This window comes from Mesorhizobium sp. CNPSo 4689, assembly GCF_057784325.1.
This window is the reverse complement of record NZ_JBWLUZ010000001.1, coordinates 475679-501822: the sequence shown is the minus strand read 5'-3', so window position 1 is coordinate 501822 and position 26144 is coordinate 475679. Positions and strand designations below refer to the sequence as shown.

Below are 26144 nucleotides of genomic sequence, written 5' to 3'. Positions count from 1 at the left end.
GACCAGCACGCCATTTTGTTGCCGTGACCGCCAAACAGTTTCAAAAGCAAACTCATATAAGTAAGCTAACACTTACCAACTTCCGCAATTATGCGGCGCTGTCGATCGACCTCGCGCCAGGCGCCGTGGTGCTTTCCGGCGACAATGGCGCCGGAAAGACCAATCTCCTGGAAGCGGTCTCGCTGCTGACGCCCGGCCGCGGCCTGCGCCGCGCACCTTATGCCGACGTGGCGCGCGAAGGTGGCGATGGCGGCTTTGCCCTGCACGCCCGGATCGAAGGGGCGGAAGGCGAGGTTGAAATCGGCACCGGCATCGCCGGCGGCGACAATGCCGGCGAAGGCGGCAGACGGGTGCGGATCAATGGCGCGGCCGCACGATCGGCCGAGGATATGCTGGAATGGCTGCGCGTCATCTGGCTGACGCCAGCGATGGACGGCCTGTTCCCGGGGCCGACCGCCGACCGCCGGCGCTTTCTCGACCGGCTGGTGTTGGCGATCGACCCCGGGCATGGCCAGCGCGCGCTCGACTATGAAAAGGCCATGCGCGGCCGTAATCGTTTGCTTACGGAAGGATCGCGCGATGGCGCCTGGTTCGATGCGATCGAGACGCAGATGGCCGAGACCGGCGTGGCGATCGCCGCCGCCAGGGCTGAACTGGTGCGCCTGCTCGCCGCCATGATCGACCGGCTGCCCGATAGCGGCCCGTTCCCGCAGGCAGACATCGGCCTCTCCGGCGAACTGGAGGAGCAGGTGGCCACCACGCCTGCCGTCGATGTCGAGGAGCGGTTCCGCGCAACGCTTGCCGGCGGCCGCGAGCGCGATCGCGCCGCCGGGCGCACGCTTGAAGGTCCGCACCGTTCCGACCTCGTCGTGCGGCACCGGCCCAAGGCGATGCCGGCCGAACTTTGCTCGACCGGCGAGCAGAAGGCGCTGCTGGTCGGCATCGTGCTTTCACATGCAAGGCTGACCGGCGAGATGTCGGGCATGACGCCGATCCTGCTGCTCGACGAGATCGCGGCGCATCTCGACAGCGGCCGGCGTGCGGCGCTGTTTTCGATCCTGGAAGAGCTCAACTGCCAGGCCTTCATGACCGGAACCGATGCGGCGCTGTTTTCCAGTCTCGCTGGACGCGCGCAGTTCCTGACAGTCGATCACGGCACGGTTGGGCCAACCGAAGCCCCCTGACAAGGTTTTTGCGCCGCTATATGGTCCCGCAATGACCGCAATCGCCCTTTCCGACGAAGAGCTCGAACGCTATGCGCGCCATATCGTGCTGCCCGAGATCGGCGGTGCCGGCCAGCAGAGACTGAAGCGGGCTCGCGTGCTGGTCGTTGGCGCCGGCGGACTGGGAGCGCCGGTGCTGGAATATCTCGCCGCCGCCGGCGTCGGCACGCTCGGCATCGTCGACGACGACGACGTCTCGCTGTCGAACCTGCAACGGCAGGTGATCCACGGCACCGACATGATCGGGATGGCAAAAACCGACAGCGCCAAGGCGGCCATCGCGCGCATCAATCCCAATGTCGCGGTGGAACTGCACAGACTCAGACTGACGGCTGACAACGCCCCTGCCCTTGTCGCCGGCTATGACATCGCTGTCGACGGCTCCGACAATTTCGAGACGCGTTATGCCGTCGCCGATGCCTGTGCCGCGCAAAAGCGGCCGCTAGTGCACGCCGCCGTCGGCCGCTTCGACGGTTCGCTGACGGTGCTGAAGCCGTTCGAGACCGGTGCGGACGGCAGGCCGAACCCGAGCTATCGCGATCTCTTCCCAGAGGCGCCGCCGCCGGGACTGGTGCCGTCCTGTGCGGTGGCCGGCGTGGTCGGCGCGCTGACCGGCGTCATCGGCACGCTGCAGGCGATGGAGGCTATCAAGCTGATCACCGGCATTGGTGAGCCCCTGGTCGGCCGGCTGCTGCTTTACGATGCGCTGTCGGCGCGCTTCGACACCATTCGCTACAAGAGAAACTGACCGCATGGACCGGCCACCGAGCGACTTCGTCACACAGATTAGGCCCGATTTCGACTGCTGGGACGATGTGCTCAAGCTGATCCTGCGCGCCTTCGCCTACATGGACGGCATCATCGATCCGCCATCCTCGGCGCATCTGCTGACCGCCGAAAGGCTGAAGGACAAGGCCCGGCACGAGACGGGTTTTTTGGCGCTCGAGGCCGACCGGATCGTCGGCTGCGTTTTCGTTCTGGAGCGGGCTGATGATTTCTATGTCGGCAAGCTCGCCGTCGAGCCTGGCCTTGAAGGACAAGGCATCGGCAGGCGGCTGATGCAGGCTGCCGAGGGTCTTGCGCTGAGCCTCGGCAGGTGCGCCATCGAGTTGCAGACACGCGTCGAACTCAGCGGAAATCACGCCGCCTTCTCCCGGCTCGGCTTTCGCGAGACCGGACGCACGGCGCATACGGGCTATGACCGGCCGACTTCGATCACCATGCGCAAGGTGCTTTCGTGAGCCTCGCCCTCAGTCCGGAAGAACAGGCGATCGCCTACGGCAAGGACGGTGCGGCGATGGCGATGCGCATCGTTGCCGACAGCGCCCGCCTGCTCGGCGCGCCACGGCTGATCCCGATCGCCTCCGCGCATATAGACGGGGCGCTCTATCACGGCGATTCCGGCACTCTGTTCGCAGAGAGGCTGGTCGAGGGCGGAGCCCGGGTTTCCGTGCGCTCGACGCTCAATGTCGGGGCGCTTGACCTGATGGGCTGCTCGCGCATCCGCCTCGAGGAGCCGGCGCGCGGCATGGCGCGGCGGATGATGGAGGCCTACCGCAGGCTCGGCTGCGAGCAGAGCTGGACCTGCGCCCCTTACCAGGCCGGGCATCGGCCGGCGCTGGGCAGCGATGTCGCCTGGGGCGAATCCAACGCCGTGGTGTTCTGCAATTCGGTGCTCGGCGCGCGCACCAACCGCTATGGCGATTTCCTCGACATCGCTTGCGCCATATCGGGCCGCGCGCCGGACTATGGCCTGCACCGGGCCGAGAACCGGCGGGCGCGGCTGGTGTTCGATGTCACGGAGCTCTCCGCATCGTTCCTTGGCTCCGAGATCGCCTGGCCGGTGCTGGGCAGCCTCTATGGCCGCGAAGTCGGCAATACAATCGGCGTCGTCACCGGCGTCCAGCGTCATCCGGGGGAAGACGCGCTGAAGGCGTTCGGCGCGGCTGCCGCCTCATCCGGCGCGGTCGGCCTTTTCCACATTGCCGGCGTGACGCCCGAGGCGCCCGATCTTTTGACCATTCTGGACGGCGCGGCACCGGAAACGGTCGTTCGTGTCACGCCGGAGATGGCGGCGAAGGCCCGTGCTGGCTTGTCGACGGCGACGGCGGCGAAGACCATCGATGCTGTGGCGATCGGCAGCCCGCATCTGTCGCTTAGCGAGTTCGACATGCTGGAGCGGCTGATCGCCGGACGGCGGCTCAGCGTGCCGATTTATGCCTGCACCGGGCGCCATGTGCTTTCGTCGCTCGAACAGAACGGGCGGCGCAAGATGCTCGAAGCAAGCGGTGTCGTCATCGTGGCCGATACCTGTGTGGTGGTGACGCCGATCATGCCCGAGCTTGCCGGAGGTATATTGATGACCAACTCCGGAAAGTTCGCACATTACGCGCCGGGCAATACCGGCTACGCCGTGCTTTACGGCTCCTTGGCCGATTGCGTCGAAAGTGCTGTGCTCGGTAAGCCGGTATTTACGGATATCGCCGCATGAGCGCGCTTGCCGAAATCCTGGTGCCGGGTCGAGCCGGCAAGGGCGAGGCCCTGGTGCTGACGGCGCCGATCAGCTTCTGGGGCGGCGTCGATCCGAAGAGCGGCCGAATCGCCGATGTCCGCCATCCGCAGCACGGCGAAAATCTTGCGGGACGGGTGCTGTTCCTGCCGGGCACGATCGGCTCGTCCTCGGCTTCGGCCGTGCTGCTGGAACTCGTCCACAACGGCCATGCACCAGCGGCACTTGTGCTGCACGAACCCGACGCGATCCTGCTGCTCGGGCTGATCGTGGCCAGGGAAATGGGCTGGGAGACGCCGATGGCGTTGCGGCTCGGGCGCGATGTCTTCGACGCCTATCGCGGAAGCACGGTAACAGTCACCGACGACGGCGCGCTCGCCATCGCCACCCAACAGCGTGAGTCTATGTCCTGAGCGGCAGCACACGGTCCGGCGGGCGGTGGCCGTCAAAGAAGGCGCGGATGTTGATGATCACCTTCTCGCCCATGTCGATGCGGCCCTCGAGCGTCGCCGAGCCCATATGCGGCAAGAGTACGACCTTGCCCTTGGCCGCGAGCTTCAGAAGTTTGCTGTTCAGCGCCGGCTCGTGCTCGTAGACGTCGAGCGCGGCGCCGGCGATCTTGCCGTCATGGATCAGCTTGATCAGCGATTCCTCGTCGATGATGTCGCCGCGCGCGGTATTGACGATGTAGGCCGACGGCTGCATCAGCGCCAGCCGCCGCGCCGACAGCAGATGGAAGGTTGCCGGCGTCGACGGGCAGTTGACCGAGATGATGTCCATGCGGGCCAGCATCTGGTCGAGGCTTTCCCAATAGGTCGCCTCCAACTCGTCTTCCACCGCCGGCAGCACGCGGTGGCGGTTGTGATAGTGGATCGACAGGCCGAAGGCCTTGGCGCGCCTGGCGACGGCGGTGCCGATGCGGCCCATGCCGACGATGCCGAGCCGTTTGCCCCAGATGCGGCGGCCGAGCATCCAGGTCGGCGACCAGCCAGCCCATTTCTTGTCGCTGGTCAGCACATTGGCGCCTTCCGCCAGGCGCCGCGGCACCGCCAGCATCAGCGCCATGGTCATGTCGGCCGTGTCCTCGGTCAGCACGTTCGGCGTGTTGGTGACGGTGATGCCCTTCTTGGCCGCCGCCTCCACGTCGATCTTGTCGACGCCGTTGCCGAAATTGGCGATCAGCTTGAGATTGTCGCCGGCCTGGGCGATCAGCGCCGCGTCGATATTGTCGGTGATCGTCGGCACTAGGACGTCGGCCTCCTTGATCGCCGCGACCAGCTCGGGCTGCGTCATCGGCCTGTCCTCGACATTCAGCCTTGCGTCGAACAGTTCGCGCATGCGGGTTTCGACCGGGTCGGGCAGCTTGCGCGTGATGACGACGAGGGGCCTTTTCTTGCCTGCCATTGTTTCCTCGAACCCGATCTCGTTGAGACCTCTTTAACCAAGACAGGCGAAAATCGAAGCCGGTCGCGGTGCCAGCCACTCTGTAACAAGCGGTGCCGCCGAAGACAAAGAAAAAGGGGCGCCGGTGCCGACGGGCAAGCGCCGAAAGGAATGAAAGTGTCTGGTTTCGCGTCGCTCCGCCTGGCCTTCAGCGCAGCAGTCCTTGGCGCCCTCCTTTGTTCCCCGCAAACGGTGGCGCACAGCGCCGCGGCCCCCGCGCAGACGATCACGCTCGGGCCGAGCGGCCTGCCGCTGCCGCGTTTCGTCAGCCTGAAATCGGGTCGCGTCAACGCGCGCGTCGGCCCCGGCGCCAACTACTCCGTGAACTGGATGTACATGAAGGCCGGGCTGCCGATGGAAATCATCCAGGAATTCGATACCTGGCGCCGCGTGCGCGATGCCGACGGTTCGGAAGGCTGGATCAACCAGTCGCTGCTGTCTGGCCGCCGCACGGCGATCGTCGCGCCCTGGCAACGCGGCAAGGGCGGCCGAATCAACCTGCTTGACGACAAGGACAAGGACGCCAGCGTGGTGGCCATCATCGAGCCGGGCGTCATGGGGTCGATCAAGACTTGCGACGGCCAGTGGTGCGAAATGACCTTCGACGGCCACACCGGCTGGCTCCCCCAATCGGTCGTCTGGGGCGCCTATCCGGGCGAACACGTCAAGAACTGAGGTTTCTTGTCTGGACCATGTTCGTATCCGAACCGTAGGTCAGCGTAGCAAAAACCGGTTTCCACTTTTCGGGATCATGGTCTAGCGCCCGATGCGGCCGAGATGGGTGTCCTGAAAACCGCTCGACAGTTTGAGGCCGTAACCCAGCGCGCGGTCGACGGCGATGTGGATGACCCAGGTCAGGGCGATCGCGGTCGCCATCGGATTGGCAAAGACGTAGCCGGCAAGCGCCAGCAGCAGCGGGACGATCAGGATGTGCAGCGCGTTGTAGGCGACAGCACCGACGCGCGGCCCGGCGAGATAGCCCAGCATCGACAGGTCCGGCGCCAGGATGAGCAAGGCAAACAGCCACCACGAGACACCGGCCATCGCGTAGAGAACGAGCGCAACCCCTGCAACGGCAACCCATTCGAGCCGGATTGCCAGATCGACTGGTCTCATCGAGCGCGGATCAATCGCGGCGCTTCGGGCGCAGCCTCACCACGATGTCGACATTGGCGATCTCCATGCCCTCCGGCGGGTCGGGCAGATTGGAAACCGTCACCGGACCGCTGGCGATATCGAAGATACGGTTTTCGCCTTCGATATAGAAATGATGGTGATCGGAGGTGTTGGTGTCGAAATAGGTCTTCGAGCCCTCGACGGCCAGGATGCGCAGCAGGCCCGCCTGGGTGAACTGGTGAAGGGCATTGTAGACAGTGGCAAGCGACACCGGCACGCCGGCGGCGATCGCCTCTTCGTGCAGTTCTTCGGCCGACAGATGGCGATCGCCCTTGGCGAAAAGCAGATCGGCCAGCGCGATACGCTGGCGTGTCGGCCTTAGACCGGCTTCGCGAACCCGCTTGTCCACAGCGACATTATCCTTCCGGCAGCCCTGATCCATCCTATCCGTCGAAACTCGCGGTTCGGCCCCAAAAACCCGCCCAGAATGGCGAAAAAACGGCATCGGCCGAAACTGGACAGCTCCTGACATATATTCTGTCGGCCGAATTCGATCAATAGAGCAACATGCGCGATGCGCGCAGATATCCCGGTGCGCATTGACCCCGGCAGGCGGGCGGGTTAAGCGCAGACGCCGGTTTCCGGCCATAAACAGACTGTGTTAGGAAACCAACGACAAAGGGCGCCCTGCCGCCCAGGACGATCACGGGGACGAAATTGATGGCAGGTTCGAAGTCCAGCTACGATTACGAGGAACTGCTTGCCTGCGCCCGCGGCGAGCTGTTCGGACCGGGAAATGCGCAGCTGCCCTATCCGCCGATGCTGATGTTCGACCGCATCACCGAGATCAGCGAAACCGGCGGCGCGTTCGACAAGGGCTTCATTCGCGCCGAATTCGACATCAAGCCGGACCTATGGTTTTTCGCCTGCCATTTCATCGGCAACCCGATCATGCCAGGCTGCCTCGGCCTCGATGCGATGTGGCAGCTGACCGGCTTCTACCTCGGCTGGCTCGGCGAGCCCGGCAAGGGGATGGCGCTGTCGACCGGTGAGGTCAAGTTCAAAGGCATGGTGACGCCGTCGGTCAAGAAGGTCGAGTACGGTATCGATTTCAAACGCGTGATGCGCGGGCGGCTGGTGCTCGGCATCGCCGATGGCTGGCTCAAGGCGGACGGCGAACCCATATACGCGGCAACGGACCTAAAAGTGGGTCTGTCAAAGCAGTCGGCGGTCGCCTGATCGCCACCAGACACTTTGGAAGGAGCAGCCCATGAGACGGGTCGTAGTGACAGGCCTCGGCATCGTGTCGTCGATCGGCAACAATGCCAATGAGGTGCAGGCCTCGCTCCATGATGCCAAGTCCGGCATCAGCTTCTCGGATTCATTCGCCGAACACGGCTTCCGCTGCCAGGTCTGGGGCGCCCCGTCGCTCGACCCGTCGGCCATGATCGACCGGCGCGCCATGCGCTTCCTGTCGCAGGGCGCGGCATGGAACCACGTCGCCATGGACCAGGCGATCGCGGATGCGGGCCTCGGCGAGAGCGACATCACCAATGAGCGCACCGGCATCGTCATGGGCTCGGGCGGACCATCGACACGCACCATCGTCGAGGCGGCCGAAACGACGCTCAAGAACGGCAGCCCCAAGCGCATCGGCCCGTTCGCTGTGCCAAAGGCGATGTCGTCGACCGCATCGGCGACGCTCGCCACCTGGTTCAAGATCCACGGCGTCAACTATTCGATCTCGTCCGCCTGCTCCACCTCGGCGCACTGCATCGGCAATGGCTACGAGCTGATCCAGTGGGGCAAGCAGGACATGGTCTTTGCCGGCGGTCACGAAGACCTCGACTGGACGATGTCGGACCTGTTCGATGCCATGGGCGCCATGTCGTCGAAGTTCAACGACAGGGCGTCGGCCGCTTCACGTGCCTATGACGTCAATCGCGACGGTTTCGTCATCGCCGGCGGCGCCGGCGTGCTGGTGCTGGAAGAACTCGAGCACGCCAAGGCGCGCGGCGCCAAGATCTATGCCGAGATCGTCGGCTATGGCGCAACTTCGGACGGCTACGACATGGTGGCGCCCTCGGGCGAAGGCGCGGTGCGCTGTATGCGCCAGGCGCTGGCCACGGTTTCCTCGCCGGTCGACTACATTAACACGCATGGCACTTCGACGCCGGTCGGCGATTCCAAGGAGATGGGCGCCATCCGCGAAGTGTTCGGCGACAAGATGCCTTTCATCACCTCGACCAAGTCGCTGACCGGCCATTCGCTGGGCGCGGCCGGCGTACAGGAATCGATCTACTCGATCCTGATGATGCAGGGCGGCTTCATCGGCGAGAGCGCCCATATCGAAGAACTCGATCCCGAATTCGAGGGCATGCCGATCGTACGCAAGCGCATCGACAACGCCAGGATCGACACCGTTTTGTCCAATTCGTTCGGTTTCGGTGGCACCAACGCAACGCTGATTTTCCAGCGCTATTCCGCATAAGGATTGCCAGCCATGGACGGATTGATGAAGGGCAAGCGCGGGCTTGTCATGGGTGTCGCCAACGATCATTCGATCGCCTGGGGCATCGCCCAGAAATTGTCCGAGCACGGCGCAGAACTCGCCTTCACCTATCAGGGCGACGCCTTTGGCCGCCGGGTCAAGCCGCTCGCCGACAGGCTTGGCGCGTCGCTGGTCGTGCCCTGCGATGTCGAAGACAGCGCTTCGGTCGCTGCCACCTTCGAGGCGCTCGGCAAGGAATGGGGCGGTCTCGACTTCGTCGTCCATGCCATCGGCTTTTCCGACAAGAACGAGTTGAAGGGGCTTTATGCCGACACCAGCCGCGACAATTTCGTCCGCACCATGGTCATCTCCTGCTATTCCTTCACCGAGATCGCCCGGCATGCCGCCGCGCTGATGAAGGACGGCGGCTCGATGATCACGCTGACCTACGCCGGCTCGGTCCGGGTCATGCCCAACTACAATGTCATGGGCGTCGCCAAGGCCGGCCTGGAGGCGAGCGTGCGCTATCTCGCCAACGACTACGGTCCGCGCGGGATTCGGGTGAACGGCATATCGGCGGGACCAGTCCGGACGCTGGCCGGCGCCGGGATCTCGGACGCGCGCCACATGTTTTCCTACCAGCAGCGCAATTCGCCGCTGCGCCGCACGGTGACCATCGGCGAGGTCGGCGGTTCAGCTCTTTACCTGCTGTCCGATCTGTCTTCCGGCGTCACCGGCGAAATTCACTATGTCGATTCCGGCTATCACATCGTTTCCATGCCGACGCTCGACGAGCTGAAGCAGAGCGACGTTCGGGAATAGTCTGCGATCGGAAGAATAATTCCTGTCCGTAAAATTGGACGCAATGGCGGAAACCCATTTTAAGGGGATATCCGCTAGAAGTCCCGTAACTTAGGGACCCGCATGCCTGCTGTCAGCAACCCGAAGCGCACACCGTTGTTCCGGCTGATCACCATCGCCAGCTCGGGCTTGGGCGGTTTCATCCTCGGTATCTGGGGCCTGAAGTTCGGTTTCGGCGATGGTCTTGCCGGCATGCCGGCCTCGACGATGGTCGCCGTCATGGCCACACTTGGCGCGCTGGCCGCCGCGGGGGCCTCGCTGTCGTTCTTCGCCGGTGTCGATGAATCGGTGGACTACGTCTTCAACGAAACCAATTTCGACAAGCTGACCGGCCTGCTGACGCGCCCAGCCATGGTCGGCAAGATCGCGGACGCGGCAGCGGCGACGATCCGCAGCGGCGAACCAGTGTTTCTGATCGACATCGACATCGACCGCTTCAAGCAAATCAACGACGCGATCGGCTACAGCCACGGTGACGAGCTGATCCGCGCCTTTTCCCAGCGATTGAAGACCAGCATGCCTGAAGGCGCGGTGATCGGGCGCATCGGCGCCGGCGAGTTCGCGGTCCTGTTGCCGGATCGCGAACTCAAGGGATCCGTGGAACGGATCATCGAGAAGCTCATCGACGAGATGATGGAGCCCTACCAGCTCGATACCCATCTGCAATCGGTCAGCCTGTCGGTCGGCATCGTGGCCATGCCGAAGGACGGCGTCGATCCTGTCCTGGTGCTGCGCCGCTCCAATTTGGCGCTGCAGAACGCACGCGCCGGAGGGGTGGGCAACTGGTCGGTCTTCCATGCCGACATGGGTCGGGTCGCCGACCATCGGCAGTGGATCGAAGGCGAGCTGCACACCGCATTCGAGCGGGGCGATTTCGACCTCCACTACCAGCCGCAGCTCGACCTGCCGAGCGGCCGCATCATCGGCTACGAGGCGCTGATCCGCTGGAAGCACCCGGAGCGCGGCATGATCCCGCCGATGGAGTTCATCCCGATCGCGGAAGAAACCGGCATGATCAATCCGATCGGCGAGTGGGTGCTGCGCAAGGCGTGCAACGACGCCCGCCATCTGCCCGAGGACTGCTTCGTCGCCGTCAACATCTCGCCGGTCCAGTTCATGACCAAGGATTTTGTCGGCATCGTGCGCGAGACAATGGCAAGCACCGGCATCAAGCCGTCGCGGCTGGAGCTGGAAGTCACCGAGACGGCGATGATGCAGGACCGCGAGCGCGCCGCCCTCATCCTGCGCGAGCTCGCCGACATGGGCATCTCGGTCGCCGTCGACGATTTCGGCACCGGCTATTCCAATCTGAGCTACCTGATCGATTTCTCATTTGACAAGCTGAAGATCGACCGCTCCTTCGTCAGCCGCATCGACACGGACTCCAACTCGGGTGCCGTCGTCTCGACAATCGTCGGGCTCTCGCGGGCGCTCGGCGTCGGCATCATCGCTGAAGGTGTCGAAACCGAGAGCCAGGCGACGCTGCTCAGGGCGGCCGGCTGCGAGGTGGTGCAAGGCTATCTGTTCGGCCGGCCGGCGCCGCTCAAGATCGGGCCAGAGGCGCAGGTCATCCACGTCAAGAGCGAAGCGCGCATCGTCAGCGTGCATTAAGCCAAAACGTGCCAGTCACCGGCGCGCCGAGAAAACCTTGAACATGCCGTCGCGGGCGATCTCCGCATGGCTTGAAAACGCCTTCGCCAGCACCGGTTCGTAGGGAAGCTGCCGGTTCGCCACCATGAACAGCTTGCCGCCCGGCTTCAGCGCCTTGGCCGCTGCGTGGATCATGCCGGCGCCGATCTCCGGCTCGGCAGCCCGGCTGCGATGAAAGGGCGGATTCATGACGATCGCGTCATAGCGGCGTTCGACAGGCTCGCTGAGCAGGTCGGTCCAGAAGAAATGTGTCTCGGCTGCCGTGTTGCCGATATTGCCCTTCGCTGCCTCGAGCGAGGCGAAGTCCGCCTCGAAGAGATCGAGGCTGGATATGCCGGACGAGCGCGCCGCGACTTCAGCTGCCACATAGCCCCAGCCGGTGCAGAAATCAGCAATGCTGCCACGCAGATCGTGGGGCAGGTTGTCCACCAGCAATTTCGAACCAGCATCAATCTTATCGAATGAGAACATGCCGGGCACGGTGCGAAAGCGGCCTTCCACCACAAGGTCGGGATTGGCGGCGCGAAGGACTGACGCGGCCCCGGTGTCGGCCGGTCGGGCAAACCAGAAGGCGATGCCGTGATGTTTCGGCAGATGGCCGTCAAGCAGCACAAGCTCGTCGATGCGCTTGCGCAGGCTGGCAATACCGTCCTCCTTGCCGCCGGCGACGATGATCGATCCGCCCGGGGCGACACGTTCGATCGCCTCGGCAATGCGCAATTCGTTTTGCCCGCGATGACGCCCGGCAAGCACCAGTGCGGCGTCGAAGCCGGCACCTTCGGCTTGCGGCGTGACTTTGAAGCCCGACGCCTGCAGGGCGCGGAAATGCGGCCGGAAGCCCTGCACGAGGTGAAGCCCTGCATCGAAGCCCGAAGGCAAGCGGGAACCGGGTTCGGCGCCGAGAAAAAGGACACGGGCGTCCTTACGCGGCAGGGCGACGGCGTCGACCTCATAGGGATGGAACAGCGTCTTCAGCGGTTCTGCGGCCATTCTGGTGCCCCGTAAAAGAAAACGGGCGCGACTTAAGCCGCGCCCGCTTCAACTCTATCGTCAGGCCGATCAGGCGGCGTTTTCTTCGCCTTCGGCCTTCTTGTCGCGGACGATTTCCTTGCCGGTGGCCTGGTCGACGACCTTCATCGACAGGCGAACCTTGCCGCGCTCGTCGAAGCCCATCAGCTTGACCCAGACCTTGTCGCCTTCCTTGACGACGTCGGAGGTCTTGGCGACGCGATCGTTGGCCAGCTGCGAGATGTGGACGAGGCCGTCACGCGGGCCGAAGAAGTTGACGAAAGCGCCGAAGTCGGCGGTCTTGACGACCGTGCCTTCGTAGATCTCGCCGACTTCCGGCTCGGCGACGATGGTGTGGATCCACTTCTTCGCCGCCTCGATCTCCTTGGCGTTGGAGGAAGCGATCTTGACCGTGCCGTCATCCTCGATGTTGATCTTGGCGCCAGTCTTTTCGACGATCTCGCGGATGACCTTGCCGCCGGAGCCGATGACGTCGCGGATCTTGTCGGTCGGGATGTGCATGACCTCGATGCGCGGCGCGAATTCGCCGAGCTCGGCACGCGCGCCGGACAGCGCATGAGCCATTTCGCCGAGGATATGCAAACGACCGTCCTTGGCCTGGCCGAGCGCGATCTGCATGATCTCTTCGGTGATGCCGTCGATCTTGATGTCCATCTGCAGCGAGGTGATGCCGTTGGCGGTGCCGGCGACCTTGAAGTCCATGTCGCCGAGGTGATCCTCGTCGCCAAGGATGTCGGAGAGCACCGCGAAGCGCTCGCCTTCCTTGATCAGGCCCATGGCAATGCCGGCGACCGGCTTTGCCAGCGGAACGCCGGCATCCATCAGCGCCAGCGAGGTGCCGCACACGGTGGCCATCGACGACGAGCCGTTGGACTCGGTGATCTCCGAGACGACGCGCAGCGTGTAGGGGAACTGATCAGCGGTCGGCAGCATCGGGCGGATGGCGCGCCAGGCGAGCTTGCCGTGGCCGATTTCGCGGCGGCCCGGCGAACCCATGCGGCCGGTTTCACCGACGGAATAGGGAGGGAAGTTGTAGTGCAGGAGGAACTTCTCCTTGTACATGCCGGTCAGCGAATCGACATACTGCTCGTCCTCGCCCGTGCCGAGCGTGGCGACGACCAGCGCCTGGGTCTCGCCGCGGGTGAACAGCGCCGACCCATGGGTGCGCGGCAGGACGCCGACTTCCGAGACGATCTTGCGGACCGTCTTCAAATCGCGGCCGTCGATGCGCGAGCCGGTGTCGAGGATGTTCCAGCGCACGACCTTGGCCTGGAGCTCCTTGAACACGCTGCCGATCTGCTCGGATGTGTACTTGGCGTCTTCGCCTTCAGCCGGCGTGAACGCGGCCTTGACCTTCGCCTTGACGGCGTCGACGGCAGCGTAGCGCTTCTGCTTGTCGGTGATCTTGTAGGCGTCGCGAAGCTCGTTTTCGACGATCTTCAGCATCTCGCCCTCGAGCGCCGAATAGTCCGGCGCAGTGAAGTCGCGCGGGTCCTTGGCGGCGACTTCGGCCAGCTTGATGATCGCGTCGATCACCGGCTGGAAGCCCTTGTGGCCGAACATGACGGCGCCGAGCATCAGATCCTCGCCAAGCTCCTTGGCTTCGGACTCGACCATCAGCACGGCATCAGTGGTGCCGGCGACGACTAGGTCGAGCTTGGATTCCTGCATCTCGTCGACATGCGGGTTGAGCACGTATTCGCCGTTGATGTAGCCGACGCGGGCACCGCCGATCGGGCCCATGAAGGGGACGCCGGAGAGCGTCAGCGCGGCCGAGGTGGCCACTATCGACAGGATGTCCGGATCGTTCTCGAGATCATGCTGGACGACGGTGACGACGATCTGCGTGTCGTTCTTGTAGCCATCGGCGAAGAGCGGGCGGATCGGGCGGTCGATCAGGCGGGAAACCAGCGTCTCCTTCTCGCTCGGACGGCCTTCGCGCTTGAAGTAGCCGCCCGGGATCTTGCCGGCGGCATAGGTCTTTTCCTGGTAGTTGACGGTCAGCGGGAAGAAGTCGAGGCCGGGCTTCGGCTCCTTCATCGAGACGACGGTGGCGAGAACCTTGGTTTCGCCGTAGGTGGCCAGCACCGCGCCGTCAGCCTGGCGCGCGATCTTGCCGGTCTCCAGAACGAGCGGACGGCCGCCCCATTCGATTTCCACTTTGTGGTGATTGAACATATCTTGTCCTTTGTATGCGGAAAGGGCCGCGCCGTTTCACGGTGCGCGTATGCCCTTGCCTGGCTTCCTTTCTCGGGCAGCCACGGGCAAGACAACGGGAAGCTCGGGTCAATCGGCACGGTGGCCGCACGAGCATCCTGCAATCCTGCCCCATGACCGTCCATGGGCGGTTCCGAATGGCCCTCTGCACTTTCGAAACCGGGTCTGGCCAATCGATCCGACCGGCCTTGCGCCTGACTCCGAAAATCTCGGGAAGCATCACGCGCAAATTCAAACTTTTCGGAGCGTCCTTTTGCGCGTCCAAAGGGGGATGCACGGCGCTCCATTCCTTGCGTTGGAGTACTGGATTGACCCGATGCTCCAATGCGCGACCGGCGGGCTCTCCGAAGAAAGCCCGCCGGTCAATTCGTCAACGGCGCAGACCGAGCTTCTCGATCAGCGTCTGATAGCGCGCGTCATCCTTGCGCTTGAGATAATCAAGCAGGCTGCGGCGCTGGGAGACGAGAGCGAGCAGACCACGACGGGAATGGTTATCCTTCTTGTGGTCCTTGAAGTGGTCGGTCAGGTTCTTGATGCGCTCGGAAAGGATGGCCACCTGGACTTCCGGAGACCCGGTATCGCCCTTGGCGGTTGCGAATTCACCCATCAATTCCTGTTTGCGCTCAGCAGTAATCGACATCGTGTTTTTCCTTATCTGTTCGAGGAAACGGGACGCCCTCAGCCGGGATGTCGTCCAGCAGGGGCCGGTGCAAGCAACGCGTCAGGGCGCGAAGCTGCGGCGCATATAGGGCAATTCCGACAAAAACACCAGCCTAATTCACAAGCCGGCTTGTCGCAGGCTCTTGTTAGGAAAATCAAGAATTCCGCGGCCGAAATGGCTTTAAAGCCACTTCTTCCATTTGAAGAAGGCGACAAGCCCGACAGCAACAAGCGCCATGAACAACAGTGAAGCTGGATAGCCGTACTGGGACTTCAGCTCCGGCATGTTCCACGGCGAGCTGTCAGGGTCGAAATTCATGCCCCAGACGCCGACCAGGAAGGTGAGCGGCATGAAGATCACCGAGACGATAGTGAGATAGGAGATGACGTCGTTGGTGCGCGCCTGGCTCAGCGACAGATGCATCTCGATCAGGCCGGTCAGCATGTCGCGCTGGGTCTCGACCAGTTCGATGAGCCGCAGCGAATGGTCGAGCGTGTCGTTGAGGAAGATCTTGGTTTCCGCCTTCACATAGGGCACGTCGTTGCGGATCATCGTCGCCAGCGCGTCGCGCATCGGCCACAGCACGCCCTTCAGCACATTGGCGTCGCGGCGCAACTCATGCAGCTGCCGCATCTGGTGCTTGTGCGGCATGTTCAGCATCTGGTCCTCGATGCTGTCTACCTGTTCGCCGGCCGCCTCGATCGGTGGGAAATAGCTGTCGACGATAGCGTCGATCAACGCATATGCGAGATAATCGGCGCCACGCGAGCGCAGCCGGTTGGGCATCGAGCTTTCGATGCGCTTGCGCACGGGATTGAACGGGTCGCCCTCGCGCTCCTGGAAGGTGATGACGAAATTCTTGCCGAAGAAGACGGCGATCTGTTCGTAGCGATGCGCCGTGACGTCGTCGATCATGCGCACGACAACGAAGGCGTGATCCTCAAAGAAATCCACCTTCGGCCGCTGGCCGGTGTTGACGACGTCCTCCAGTGCCAGCGGATGCAGGCTGAAAATGCGGCCGATCTCCTCGATCAGCGGGATGTTGGCAAGGCCGGTGCAATCCAGCCAGATGACTGGCCAGCGGTCGCAATGCGTGTTGAGGTCGTCGATGCTGGCATTTTCGATGGTCTCGAATTTCTCCGGCGACATAAGGGTCAGCCTGAGTTCGCTGCGCCGCGCCGACGGATCGGCGATCAGCGTTCCCGGCGAGGCGCCGACCGGCGGCCGCCTTGTTTTCAGCGGCGCCCGCTTCCTGACCGTCTCAGCTTTTGCCATGTGCCCCCTCAAGCGTAATGTCGAGCCGAAACTAGCTGAGTGCCGTCACCCGGCAAAGACCCGCTTGGGCTTGAACATGCCCTGTTCGATGGCGCCGATGGCAACCAGCCTGCCGCGCGCCGTGGCGCAGGCTTCCTCGGCCTCCACAGGCGCGTCGCGGCCGCGAATGATGACCGGATTGCCGAGCCGGATTTTCACCGCCGCATCGTCGCTGATGGCGACCTGCGGCAGGCAATCGAGCGCGGCTGACGTGTCGACCAGCAGCGCATCGATGGCCGTGAAGTCGACCGGCAGATCGACAGCGTCGGATGCATCATCGGTCGTATCCGAACCCTCATCGCCCTGTTCGCCGAAACGCGCTGCCTCAAGCTCGGCGATGGTGATGAAGTCCTCCTGCGTGAACGGCTCGACCTCGACCCGGCGCAATTCGGCGATATGGCCGAAACAGCCGAGGTCGCGGCCCATGTCGCGGGCCAGCGACCGGACATAGGTGCCCTTGCCGCATTCGACTTCGAAAATGGTTCGCTCGCCACTGTGCTCGATGACGTCCAAACGTCCGATCTCGATCTCCCGCGCGGGTATATCGACCGTCTCGCCGTCGCGGGCGAGATCGTATGCCCGCTCGCCCGCGATCTTGATGGCCGAGAACTGTGGCGGTATCTGCATGATGACACCGGTGTATTTCGGCAGCAGCGCTCTTACTTCGGTCTCGGCGGGACGCTTGTCCGAACTGTTGGTCACCGGGCCTTCGAGGTCGTCGGTCGAGCGTTCGTCACCCCAGGCGACGGTGAAGCGATAGATCTTGGCGCCGTCCTGGACATAAGGCACGGTCTTGGTGGCTTCGCCGAGCGCGATCGGCAGCATGCCGGAGGCGAGCGGATCGAGCGTGCCGGCATGGCCGGCCTTTTCGGCCTGGAACAGCCACTTGATCTTGGAGACGGCTTCGGTCGAACCCATGCCGACCGGCTTGTCCAGCACCAGCCAGCCGGAGACCGGCCGGCCCTTCTTCTTGCCGCGGCGCCCCATTATTTCTCGTCCTTGTCGTTGTCGAGATCGCGCGCCACTTCGGGCGATTTCAAGAGGTCGTTGATCCTGGCGAAATTGTCGAAAGACGTATCGAGCCGGAAGCGGAATTCCGGCATGTACTTCATCTGCCGCAGCGCGCCCGAGACACGGCCACGAACGAATTTCGCATGTTTGTTGAGCGCCTCGACCACCGCGTCGGTGTTTTTGACGCCGAGCGGCGAGACGAAGGCGGTGGCGATCTTCAGATCGGGCGACATGCGCACTTCCGACACCGAGACCACGGCATTTTCGATCAGCGGATCGATGATCTCGCCGCGCTGCAAGGTTTCGGACAGGGCATGGCGCACCTGCTCGCCGACGCGCAGCATGCGCTGGGATGGACCTGATGTGGTTGAACGGGGCATTTTTCTCAATCCTGAAATCGTGAAGCGCGGGATGGGACCGCACCGCATGTCTCAATAAGGCTTTCTCAATACGGCTTGGGCGGCGGCCTTTCGACCACCGCCCGGTCGTATCGACAGTATACGAACTCAGAGCGTCCGGGTCACCATCTCGACACGGAAGCACTCGATGACGTCGCCGACGCGCATGTCCTCGTAGTTCTGGAAGGCCATGCCACACTCCTGGCCGCCCGGCACTTCCGAAACCTCGTCCTTGAAGCGCTTCAGGGTCTTCAGCGTGCCTTCGTGGATGACGACGTTGTCGCGGATCAGGCGCACACCCGCACCACGCTCGACCTTGCCTTCGGTGACACGGCAGCCAGCGATCTTGCCCACCTTGGTGATGTCGAAGATCTCGAGGATCTCGGCATTGCCGATGAAGGTCTCGCGACGCTCGGGTGAGAGCAGGCCGGAGAGCGCCGCCTTCACGTCATCCACGAGATTGTAGATGATCGAGTAGTAGCGGATCTCGATGCCTGCCGCAGCGGCCGCGGCGCGCGCCTGCACATTGGCGCGGACGTTGAAGCCGATGATCGCGGCACCCGAGGTTTCCGCCAGCGACACGTCGCTTTCGGTGATGGCGCCGGCGCCGGCATGGACGATGCGTGCGCGCACCTCGTCGGTGCCGAGCTTGTCGAGCGCGGCGTTGATCGCTTCGATCGAACCCTGCACGTCGCCCTTGATGACCAGCGGGAATTCCTTCAGCCCGCTCGTCTGCAGTTGCGACATCATCTGTTCGAGCGAGCCGCGCTGGCCGGCATGCTTGGCCACCGCCTTCTCGCGCGCCAGGCGCTGGCGATACTCGGTGATCTCGCGAGCGCGCGCCTCGTTGTTTACCACCGCGAAGCGGTCGCCGGCCTGCGGCGTGCCCTGGAGGCCAAGCACCTCGACCGGCATCGCCGGCGGTGCTTCCTTGACATGCTCGCCACGGTCGTTGACCAGCGCGCGCACCCGGCCCCATTCGTTGCCGGCAACCAGGATGTCACCCGGCATCAGCGTGCCGGTCTGCACCAACACCGTGGCGACGGGACCGCGGCCCTTGTCGAGCTGGGCTTCGATGACGACGCCTTCGGCGGTGCGGTCCGGATTGGCCTTCAGGTCGAGGATTTCGGCCTGCAGCAGGATCGCTTCGAGCAGCTTGTCGAGATTGGTGCCCTTGGTGGCCGACACTTCGACGTCCAGCACCTCGCCGCCCATGGATTCGACGAAGACCTCGTGGCGCAGCAGTTCCGAACGCACCTTTTGCGGGTCGGCATCATGCTTGTCGATCTTGTTGATCGCCACGATGATCGGGACACCGGCCGCCTTGGCATGGCTGATCGATTCGATCGTCTGCGGCATGACACTGTCGTCGGCCGCCACCACCAGCACGGCGATGTCGGTCGCCTGGGCGCCACGGGCGCGCATCGCCGTGAAGGCGGCGTGGCCGGGCGTGTCGATGAAGGTGATCTTCTGACCGTTCTTCTCGACCTGGTAGGCGCCGATATGCTGAGTGATGCCGCCGGCCTCGCCGGAGACGACGTTGGCGTTGCGGATGGCATCGAGCAGCGAGGTCTTGCCGTGGTCGACATGGCCCATGATCGTCACCACCGGCGGACGCGACACCAGGTCCTCGGCATTGTCGGCGATGTTGAACAGGCCTTCCTCGATGTCGGACTCGGCGACGCGGCGAACCGTATGGCCGAATTCGGTGGCGACCAGTTCGGCCGTGTCGGCGTCGATGACGTCGCCCGGCTTCATGATCTGGCCCTGCTTCATGAAGAACTTGACCACATCGACCGCGCGCTCGGACATGCGCTGCGCCAGTTCCTGGATGGTGATGGTTTCGGGCAAGATCACTTCGCGCATAACCTTCTCGCGCGGCTCATTGTGCATCGCGCGCTTGAATTTTTCCTGGCGGCGACGCATCGACGACAGCGAGCGGGCGCGCGCATCCTCGTCGGAAAGCGCCGTGTTGAGGGTCAGCTTGCCGCGGCGGCGGTCTTCCTCGCCCTTGGTGGGCTTGGCCGGACGCGCCACTTCGGGCGTGACCGGACGGCGCACGGGGGCGCCGGCGCCAGTGCGCTTCGGCTTGACGTCCTCATCGTCGTCGACTGTCGCCAGTTCGGCGGCTAGCGGGGCGCGACGGCGTGCCTCTTCTTCGGCGCGGCGCCGGGATTCGGCCTCCGTCTGCAGCCGCGCTTCTTCCTCGGCCTGGCGGCGCGCTGATTCCTCGCGCTCGCGCTTGCGGCGCTCTTCATCCTCGGCGCGGCGCTTGGCCTCTTCCTGGGCACGCTGGCGGTCTTCGACCTCACGGACCTTGGAGCCTTCGAGAGCCCTGCGGCGGGCTTCCATCTCGCCACGCGACAATTCGTTCAGCACCATGCCGCTGCGCTCGACCGGCGGCGGAGGCGGCGGCGCCTTGGGCGCTTCCTGCACGACGGGCGCGGCCGCAACAGTGGGCTTCGGCGTGAAGACGGACACGGGAGCGGCGGCCGGCTCCGGCTTGTCGCCGGGCAGCGAGAACTTGCGCTTCTTGGTCTCGACGACGACCGCCTTGGTGCGGCCGTGCGAGAAGTTCTGGCGCACGGTGCTCTGCTCCATGCCGGGCCGCTTCAGCGTCAAGGTCTTCTTCGGCGTAACGCTCAACGTCTTGTCGTCGCCCGATTTCGTATCGCTCATTCCATATCCTCTGCGGCATCATCTTCGTCAGCAACGGCCGCAAGCATTGCCAGATCGTCCGGGGAACCGCCCCGATACCGGTCGAGCGCAACCATGCGCCTCTGGACCGCCCTGCCCGCGTCTTGCGCGAGAACGGCAGCATGTATCACATTTGTACCCCCCAATGCCAAGCTCAACTCGGCCTCGGGGAAAAGTTTGTAGGCAAGGATGGCGGGGCCGCCGAGATGTACGGTTGCCCGCCGCGCCTGGCTGATCTTGCGCACGCCATCGTCGGACGCTTCAGTCGCGTGGAGCACGAAAAGCGCCAGCCCTGAGCGCACGGCGCTCTCCACCTTGGTGGCTCCGAGCGCGATTGCGCCTGCCTTGCGGGCAAGGCCGAGCATTCCCAGAGCGGATCTGGAAAGCAGCCCGTCGACCATGCCGCCGAGATCGGCGGGAACGGTCACCTGCGCCTTGAAGGCGCGGGCAAACAGGTTCTTCGCCGCTGCCTTGTCGACATGTAGGCGCTCGGCGCTGACCCAGCAACCGCGGCCGGGTAGATTTCTCTTGATGTCCGGAACGACGGCCGAATCCGGGCCGACGACGAACCGGATCAGCTCATCCGGTTCGGCCTGCCTGCGGGTGACGATGCAGGTGCGATCGTTCATCTCGTCCAAGGGCGGGTTCTGTGCGATGCGGTTTCACCTCACGCACCGACGGTTTCGTCAGCCGGCGCTTCCTGCGCGGCAAGCTTGTCCTCGGTGATCCAGCCGGCCTTGAGGCGGGCAGCCAGAACCATCTGCTCGGCATCGGCGCGCGAAACGCCGTGATTGGCGAGCACGCCTGGATAGACCTTGGTCTCGCCGTCCTTGCGTTCCTTCCAGCCGGTCAGGTCGTCGGCGGCATAGCCGGCGAAATCCTCGATCGTCTTCACGCCGTCCTCGCCGAGCGTCACCATCATGGCGGTGGTGATGCCCGGGATTTCGCGCAGTTCGTCGGCAACGCCGAGCGCCTTGCGCTTGTCGTCGTGCTCGGCCTCGATCTTCTCCAAATACTCGCGGGCGCGGGTCTGGATTTCCGAGGCGGTGTCCTCGTCGAAGCCGTCGATGGAGGCGATCTCGCCGGAATCGACGTAAGCCACTTCCTCGACGCTGGTAAAACCTTCGGAAGCAAGCACCTGGCCGACCATCTCGTCGACGTCGAGGGCTTCCATGAACAGCGCCGAACGCTCGACGAATTCCTTCTGGCGGCGCTCGCTCTCTTCCTGCTCGGTCAGGATGTCGATGTCCCAGCCGGTGAGCTGCGAAGCGAGACGGACGTTCTGGCCGCGGCGGCCGATGGCCAGCGACAGCTGGTCGTCCGGAACCACGACCTCGATGCGCTCGGCATCCTCGTCGAGCACCACCTTGGCGACTTCGGCCGGCTGCAGTGCGTTGACGATGAAGGAAGCGGCCGAGGGCGACCACGGAATGATGTCGATCTTCTCGCCCTGCAACTCGCCGACCACCGCCTGGACGCGGCTGCCGCGCATGCCGACGCAGGCGCCGACCGGATCGATGGACGAGTCGCGCGAGATGACGGCGATCTTGGCGCGCGAGCCCGGATCGCGGGCGACCGACTTGATCTCGATGATGCCGTCGTAGATTTCCGGCACTTCCATGGTGAAGAGCTTGGCCATGAACTGCGGATGGGTGCGCGACAGGAAGATCTGCGGGCCGCGCTGCTCGCGGCGCACGTCGTAGACATAGGCGCGAACGCGGTCGCCATATTTGTAGTTCTCGCGCGGGATCAGCTCGTCGCGGCGGATGATCGCCTCGCCACGGCCGAGATCGACGATGACGTTGCCGTATTCGACGCGCTTGACGGTGCCGTTGACGATCTCACCGATGCGGTCCTTGTATTCGTCATACTGGCGGTCGCGCTCGGCTTCGCGCACCTTCTGGACGATGACCTGCTTGGCCGACTGGGCGGCGATGCGGCCGAAATCCATCGGCGGCAGCTGTTCGGCGATGAAATCGCCGAGCTGGGCGTCGGGATTGCGCTCGCGCGCCGAGGAGATGGCGATCTGCGTGGCGTAATCGTCGACCTTCTCGACCACTTCCATCAGCCGCTGCAGCTTCATCTCGCCGGTGTTGGCGTTGATGTCGGCGCGGATGTTTGTCTCCTGGCCATAACGCGAGCGCGCCGCCTTCTGGATGGCGTCGGCCATGGCGGCGATGACGATCGACTTGTCGATCGACTTTTCACGCGCGACCGCGTCGGCGATCTGCAGCAGTTCAAGTCTGTTGGCGCTTACAACCATTGTCTTTCTCCCGAGCTTGTTGCCGGACCTCTCGCCCGGCAGCTCAATCAATTGTCCTGTTCGGTTCCGTCTTCGGCGTCCGCACCCTCGGGTGCGTCTTCCGGTTCGCCACGGCGCTTTTTTGCTTCCTTACGCGCCCTGTTGTCCTTCGACAGGGCATCGCGGATGAGATCGTCGGTCAGCACCAGCCGGGCATCGGCGATCGCATCGTAGGGCACGCGCACCGTCGGCTCCTCGCCATAGGCCGCCTTGTCGCGCGCGATCAGCACGCCATCGGCGTCGCTTTCGGCGATCTTGCCCTTGAAGCGCTTGCGTTCGGCGACGAGGACCGAGGTCTCCATCTTGATCAGATGGCCGGTCCATGTCGCGAAATCCGATTTGCGCACCAGCGGCCGGTCGATGCCCGGCGACGACACTTCCAGATGATACGCCTTTTCGATCGGATCATCGACATCGAGCGCCGGCGATACGGCCCGGCTGACCTCTTCGCAATCCTCGACGGTCATGGTGCCGTCCTCGCGCTCGGCCATGATCTGCAGCGTAAGACCGTTCTGGCCCGACAGATGCACCCGCACCAGGCGAAAGCCGATCCCGCGCAGCACCGGCTGCACGATCAGCGCGATGCGCGCATCGATACCGCTTTCGCGGATGATGCGGTCGTCGCCTTCGCTTGCCGTTGCAGTCATTCGGTCCCTGTCGTTCGATTGGTGGCTGACCGGCAGGTAATAAAAAAGAGCGGGACCGGGTGGACCCACTCTTCGTCATACCGACCAAGAATTTGAGGCTGATATAGACGATCCCGGCCGGCGTTTCAAGTCCGCCATACTGGGGGCGCCAAAGCTGCGGCAACGGCGCCAGCGTTGCACCTGGCGCATGGTGCCTATGCGGTAATCCACCTGTGTTTGCCGGCATCGCGTGCCTATCTATGTTGCATTGCACAAATATGACCGGCGCGCGGTGGCGCGCGAAAGGATATGACTATGAGCAATCGCCCGATGTTTTCCGCCATAGGCGGCTTCTTTACCGCATTCGGCAGCGCGGCTGCGGCCTCGTATGCTGTGCAGGCGGGCCGCAAGCCCCGTGACCGGGATTTGCGCAATCTGGGTATCGATCCGGCCGCCTTCGACAGGATCGGCCGCTTCTAAAATAACACTGGCGTCTGGCGCGGGAGGCGTTGAACCTCGACGCAAACGCGCGTTTGCGCAGCTATTTCCTGATAAAGGTAAGATAGGCCGGCCGCCGGCCCTCGCGGATGGCCTTTGCTTCGTAGCGCGTTCCGGGCCAGCCCTCATAGGGCCGATGCCAGTCGGCCGCGTCCTGCGCCTGCCAGGCGAACGCACCATGCGCCCGGCAATTGAGCAGCGTCCAGTTCACATAGCTGTCGATGTCGGAAGCAAAGCGGAATTTTCCGCCTGATTTCAGTACCTTGGCAAAACGGTCGAGATTGGACGGACCGACGAAACGTCGCTTCCAGTGCTTCTTCTTCGGCCAGGGGTCGGGATAGAGAAGATCGATGCCGTCGAGCGAGGCTTGCGGCAGCCAATCGAGCAGGCGCGTGGCGTCATCGTCATGGACGCGCAGATTGGCGAGCGGCTTTTCATTCACCGCCTTCATCAGCTTGGCCATGCCGTTGACGAACGGCTCGACGCCAATGAAGCCGGTCCCCGGGGCCTCCGTGGCGCGATGCAGCAAATGCTCTCCGCCGCCGAAGCCGATTTCCAGCCGCACCGCCGAGACATCCGCCTTGAACAGCTTGCGCAATTCGTCAGGCGATTCGGCGGACAGGTCGAGACCGTAGGTCCCGAGACCGCTTTCCAGCGCCGCCGCCTGCTGCGGGCGAATGGTCTTGCCACGCCGGCGGCCGAAGAACCCTTCGGTCGCGCGGCTCGGCCTGCCTTTCGGATCCATGGACGGGTTCCGCGCCGCCGTCAGGCGGCGACCGCGTCCTTGAGCGCCTTGGCGAGATCGGTCTTCTCCCAGGAGAAGGAACCGTCGCGGCCTGCCTTACGGCCGAAATGGCCATAGGACGAGGTCTTGGCATAGATCGGCTTGTTGAGGTCGAGGTGACGGCGGATGCCGGACGGCGACAGGTCCATCACGGTGCGCAGTGCGTCTTCGAGCCTGGCCTCTTCGACCTTGCCGGTGCCATGCAGGTCGACATAGACCGACAGCGGCTGGGCGACGCCGATGGCGTAGGACAGCTGGATGGTGCAACGGTCGGCAAGCTTGGCCGCCACAACGTTCTTGGCAAGGTAGCGCGCCGCATAGGCGGCGGAGCGGTCGACCTTGGTCGTGTCCTTGCCGGAGAAGGCGCCGCCGCCATGCGGTGCGGCACCGCCATAGGTGTCGACGATGATCTTGCGGCCGGTCAGTCCGGCGTCGCCGTCCGGCCCGCCGATGACGAACTTGCCGGTCGGATTGATGTACCAGTTGCAGTCGTCGGCGATCCTTAGATCGCCCAGCGCCTCGCGGATATAGGGTTCGACAACTTTGCGGACCTTCTTCGAATCCCAGCTCGAATCGAGGTGCTGGGTCGACAGCACGATCTGCGTCGCCTCGGCGGCCTTGCCGTCGACATAGCGGACGGTGACCTGGCTCTTGGCGTCCGGCCCGAGCTTGCCCGCATCGCCGCTGCCTTCATGGCGCGCGGCGGCCAGCAGTTCGAGAATCTTGTGGCTGTAGTAGATCGGCGCCGGCATCAGGTCCGGCGTCTCGCGGCAAGCATAGCCGAACATGATGCCCTGGTCGCCGGCACCTTCCTCACCCTGCCGGTCGGCGGCGTTGTCGACGCCCTGGCCGATGTCGGGCGACTGGCCGTGCAGCAGGACCTCGATCTTCGCCGTCTTCCAGTGGAAGCCGGCCTGCTCGTAGCCGATCTCGCGGATTGCCTTGCGGGCTACCGATTTGAACTTGGCCGGATTGACGACCGGATGACCGGCGGCATCCATCAGGATGTTGCCGGCCTTGTCCTTTTTCAGCAGCGTCTCGGGAACCCTGACCTCACCGGCGATGATGACGCGATTCGTTGTAGCCAGAGTCTCGCATGCGACACGGACCTTCCAGGGGTCCATGCCGGTCTTCTTGGCCTCGCGATAGACCAGATCGACGATTTCGTCGGAGATACGGTCGCAAACTTTGTCGGGATGGCCCTCGGCAACGGATTCCGAGGTGAAGAAGTAATTCTGCCGCGTCACGGGTGTCCCCTCTTGAAAAAAATCGGCAGGCTGCCGATTTTGGCGCGCCACGTGTTAGCGGTGCCGG

Annotated in this window: 26 protein-coding genes; 11 read left to right on the top strand and 15 right to left on the bottom strand. The window is 63.9% G+C overall.

What is annotated here, in order from left to right:
* Positions 1 to 23: 23 nt before the first annotated feature.
* From recF to AC04SI_RS02295, 5 genes are read left to right on the top strand one after another with little or no spacing between them, the layout of a single operon-like run.
* Positions 24 to 1184, top strand: a complete 1161-nt coding sequence (recF, locus tag AC04SI_RS02315; protein WP_404275310.1) for a DNA replication/repair protein RecF — start codon at positions 24 to 26, stop codon at positions 1182 to 1184.
* A gap of 31 nt (positions 1185 to 1215) precedes the next feature.
* Entirely contained in the window at positions 1216 to 1971 is a 756-nt protein-coding gene (locus tag AC04SI_RS02310; protein ID WP_404275308.1) for a molybdopterin-synthase adenylyltransferase MoeB, read from the top strand.
* Between the two features lie 4 nt (positions 1972 to 1975).
* The gene (locus AC04SI_RS02305; RefSeq protein ID WP_488473847.1) at positions 1976 to 2464 is read left to right on the top strand and encodes a GNAT family N-acetyltransferase; all 489 of its coding nucleotides are present in this window, start codon (positions 1976 to 1978) and stop codon (positions 2462 to 2464) included.
* Positions 2461 to 3714, top strand: coding sequence for an aconitase X (locus AC04SI_RS02300; protein WP_404275304.1), 1254 nt, complete (start codon positions 2461 to 2463; stop codon positions 3712 to 3714). Before AC04SI_RS02305 ends, AC04SI_RS02300 begins: the two co-directional genes overlap by 4 nt.
* Positions 3711 to 4145 (top strand): aconitase X swivel domain-containing protein, encoded by a 435-nt coding sequence (locus AC04SI_RS02295; protein WP_404275302.1) that lies wholly within the window; start codon positions 3711 to 3713, stop codon positions 4143 to 4145. The genes AC04SI_RS02300 and AC04SI_RS02295 overlap by 4 nt, the downstream gene beginning before the upstream one ends.
* On the opposite strand, the gene AC04SI_RS02290 is transcribed toward AC04SI_RS02295, so the two are convergent.
* The gene (locus AC04SI_RS02290) at positions 4135 to 5136 is read right to left on the bottom strand and encodes a 2-hydroxyacid dehydrogenase (protein WP_404275301.1); all 1002 of its coding nucleotides are present in this window, start codon (positions 5134 to 5136) and stop codon (positions 4135 to 4137) included. The two genes, AC04SI_RS02295 and AC04SI_RS02290, sit on opposite strands and share 11 nt — an antisense overlap.
* Positions 5137 to 5292: 156 nt before the next feature.
* On the opposite strand from AC04SI_RS02290, the gene AC04SI_RS02285 reads away from it, so the two are divergent.
* Positions 5293 to 5850, top strand: a complete 558-nt coding sequence (locus AC04SI_RS02285) for an SH3 domain-containing protein (protein ID WP_404275299.1) — start codon at positions 5293 to 5295, stop codon at positions 5848 to 5850.
* Between the two features lie 81 nt (positions 5851 to 5931).
* On the opposite strand, the gene AC04SI_RS02280 is transcribed toward AC04SI_RS02285, so the two are convergent.
* Both AC04SI_RS02280 and irrA read right to left on the bottom strand, forming a co-directional pair.
* Complete coding sequence (locus AC04SI_RS02280) at positions 5932 to 6291, bottom strand: DUF4260 domain-containing protein (RefSeq protein WP_404275298.1); 360 nt, start codon at positions 6289 to 6291, stop codon at positions 5932 to 5934.
* Between the two features lie 10 nt (positions 6292 to 6301).
* Positions 6302 to 6733, bottom strand: coding sequence for an iron response transcriptional regulator IrrA (gene irrA / locus AC04SI_RS02275; protein WP_040582976.1), 432 nt, complete (start codon positions 6731 to 6733; stop codon positions 6302 to 6304).
* 278 nt (positions 6734 to 7011) lie between these two features.
* Between irrA and fabA the strand changes: the two genes are divergently transcribed.
* From fabA to AC04SI_RS02255, 4 genes are all read left to right on the top strand, one after another.
* Positions 7012 to 7530: a 3-hydroxyacyl-[acyl-carrier-protein] dehydratase FabA gene (gene fabA / locus AC04SI_RS02270; protein ID WP_006202935.1), complete on the top strand. Its 519-nt coding sequence runs from the start codon at positions 7012 to 7014 to the stop codon at positions 7528 to 7530.
* A gap of 31 nt (positions 7531 to 7561) precedes the next feature.
* On the top strand, positions 7562 to 8782 hold the full coding sequence (fabB, locus tag AC04SI_RS02265) for a beta-ketoacyl-ACP synthase I (protein ID WP_404275295.1): 1221 nt from the start codon (positions 7562 to 7564) through the stop codon (positions 8780 to 8782).
* Positions 8783 to 8794: 12 nt separating this feature from the next.
* Positions 8795 to 9604, top strand: a complete 810-nt coding sequence (fabI, locus tag AC04SI_RS02260) for an enoyl-ACP reductase FabI (protein ID WP_404275294.1) — start codon at positions 8795 to 8797, stop codon at positions 9602 to 9604.
* 102 nt (positions 9605 to 9706) lie between these two features.
* Positions 9707 to 11254 carry a putative bifunctional diguanylate cyclase/phosphodiesterase gene (locus AC04SI_RS02255; protein WP_488473846.1) on the top strand — a complete coding sequence of 516 codons (1548 nt, stop codon included), beginning with the start codon at positions 9707 to 9709 and terminating at the stop codon, positions 11252 to 11254.
* 15 nt (positions 11255 to 11269) lie between these two features.
* Here the strand turns inward: AC04SI_RS02255 and AC04SI_RS02250 are convergent, their stop codons facing one another.
* The 10 genes from AC04SI_RS02250 to rimP all read right to left on the bottom strand — a co-directional run bounded on the left by AC04SI_RS02250 (position 11270) and on the right by rimP (position 23569).
* Positions 11270 to 12283 (bottom strand): class I SAM-dependent methyltransferase, encoded by a 1014-nt coding sequence (locus AC04SI_RS02250; protein WP_404275291.1) that lies wholly within the window; start codon positions 12281 to 12283, stop codon positions 11270 to 11272.
* 69 nt (positions 12284 to 12352) lie between these two features.
* Positions 12353 to 14500 carry a polyribonucleotide nucleotidyltransferase gene (gene pnp / locus AC04SI_RS02245; protein WP_006202930.1) on the bottom strand — a complete coding sequence of 716 codons (2148 nt, stop codon included), beginning with the start codon at positions 14498 to 14500 and terminating at the stop codon, positions 12353 to 12355.
* Positions 14501 to 14909: 409 nt separating this feature from the next.
* Complete coding sequence (gene rpsO, locus AC04SI_RS02240) at positions 14910 to 15179, bottom strand: 30S ribosomal protein S15 (RefSeq protein ID WP_006202929.1); 270 nt, start codon at positions 15177 to 15179, stop codon at positions 14910 to 14912.
* Between the two features lie 201 nt (positions 15180 to 15380).
* The gene (gene corA / locus AC04SI_RS02235; protein WP_404275285.1) at positions 15381 to 16475 is read right to left on the bottom strand and encodes a magnesium/cobalt transporter CorA; all 1095 of its coding nucleotides are present in this window, start codon (positions 16473 to 16475) and stop codon (positions 15381 to 15383) included.
* Positions 16476 to 16520: 45 nt separating this feature from the next.
* A complete protein-coding gene (truB, locus tag AC04SI_RS02230; protein WP_404275283.1) occupies positions 16521 to 17501 on the bottom strand; it encodes a tRNA pseudouridine(55) synthase TruB in 981 nt (326 codons plus the stop codon).
* Complete coding sequence (rbfA, locus tag AC04SI_RS02225) at positions 17501 to 17905, bottom strand: 30S ribosome-binding factor RbfA (protein ID WP_404275281.1); 405 nt, start codon at positions 17903 to 17905, stop codon at positions 17501 to 17503. Before rbfA ends, truB begins: the two co-directional genes overlap by 1 nt.
* Before the next feature lie 126 nt (positions 17906 to 18031).
* Complete coding sequence (gene infB, locus AC04SI_RS02220; RefSeq protein WP_006202925.1) at positions 18032 to 20602, bottom strand: translation initiation factor IF-2; 2571 nt, start codon at positions 20600 to 20602, stop codon at positions 18032 to 18034.
* The gene (locus tag AC04SI_RS02215; protein ID WP_192179214.1) at positions 20599 to 21249 is read right to left on the bottom strand and encodes an RNA-binding protein; all 651 of its coding nucleotides are present in this window, start codon (positions 21247 to 21249) and stop codon (positions 20599 to 20601) included. Before AC04SI_RS02215 ends, infB begins: the two co-directional genes overlap by 4 nt.
* A 38-nt stretch (positions 21250 to 21287) precedes the next feature.
* Entirely contained in the window at positions 21288 to 22883 is a 1596-nt protein-coding gene (gene nusA, locus AC04SI_RS02210) for a transcription termination factor NusA (protein ID WP_404275278.1), read from the bottom strand.
* A 47-nt stretch (positions 22884 to 22930) separates the two neighbouring features.
* Positions 22931 to 23569, bottom strand: coding sequence for a ribosome maturation factor RimP (gene rimP / locus AC04SI_RS02205; protein ID WP_404275276.1), 639 nt, complete (start codon positions 23567 to 23569; stop codon positions 22931 to 22933).
* A 294-nt stretch (positions 23570 to 23863) separates the two neighbouring features.
* On the opposite strand from rimP, the gene AC04SI_RS02200 reads away from it, so the two are divergent.
* Positions 23864 to 24028, top strand: a complete 165-nt coding sequence (locus AC04SI_RS02200; protein WP_404275274.1) for a hypothetical protein — start codon at positions 23864 to 23866, stop codon at positions 24026 to 24028.
* 61 nt (positions 24029 to 24089) lie between these two features.
* Here AC04SI_RS02200 and trmB read toward each other — a convergent pair whose 3' ends face one another.
* Both trmB and metK read right to left on the bottom strand, forming a co-directional pair.
* A complete protein-coding gene (trmB, locus tag AC04SI_RS02195) occupies positions 24090 to 24791 on the bottom strand; it encodes a tRNA (guanine(46)-N(7))-methyltransferase TrmB (protein WP_404275273.1) in 702 nt (233 codons plus the stop codon).
* A 20-nt stretch (positions 24792 to 24811) separates the two neighbouring features.
* On the bottom strand, positions 24812 to 26077 hold the full coding sequence (gene metK, locus AC04SI_RS02190) for a methionine adenosyltransferase (RefSeq protein WP_006202919.1): 1266 nt from the start codon (positions 26075 to 26077) through the stop codon (positions 24812 to 24814).
* Positions 26078 to 26144: the final 67 nt, after the last annotated feature.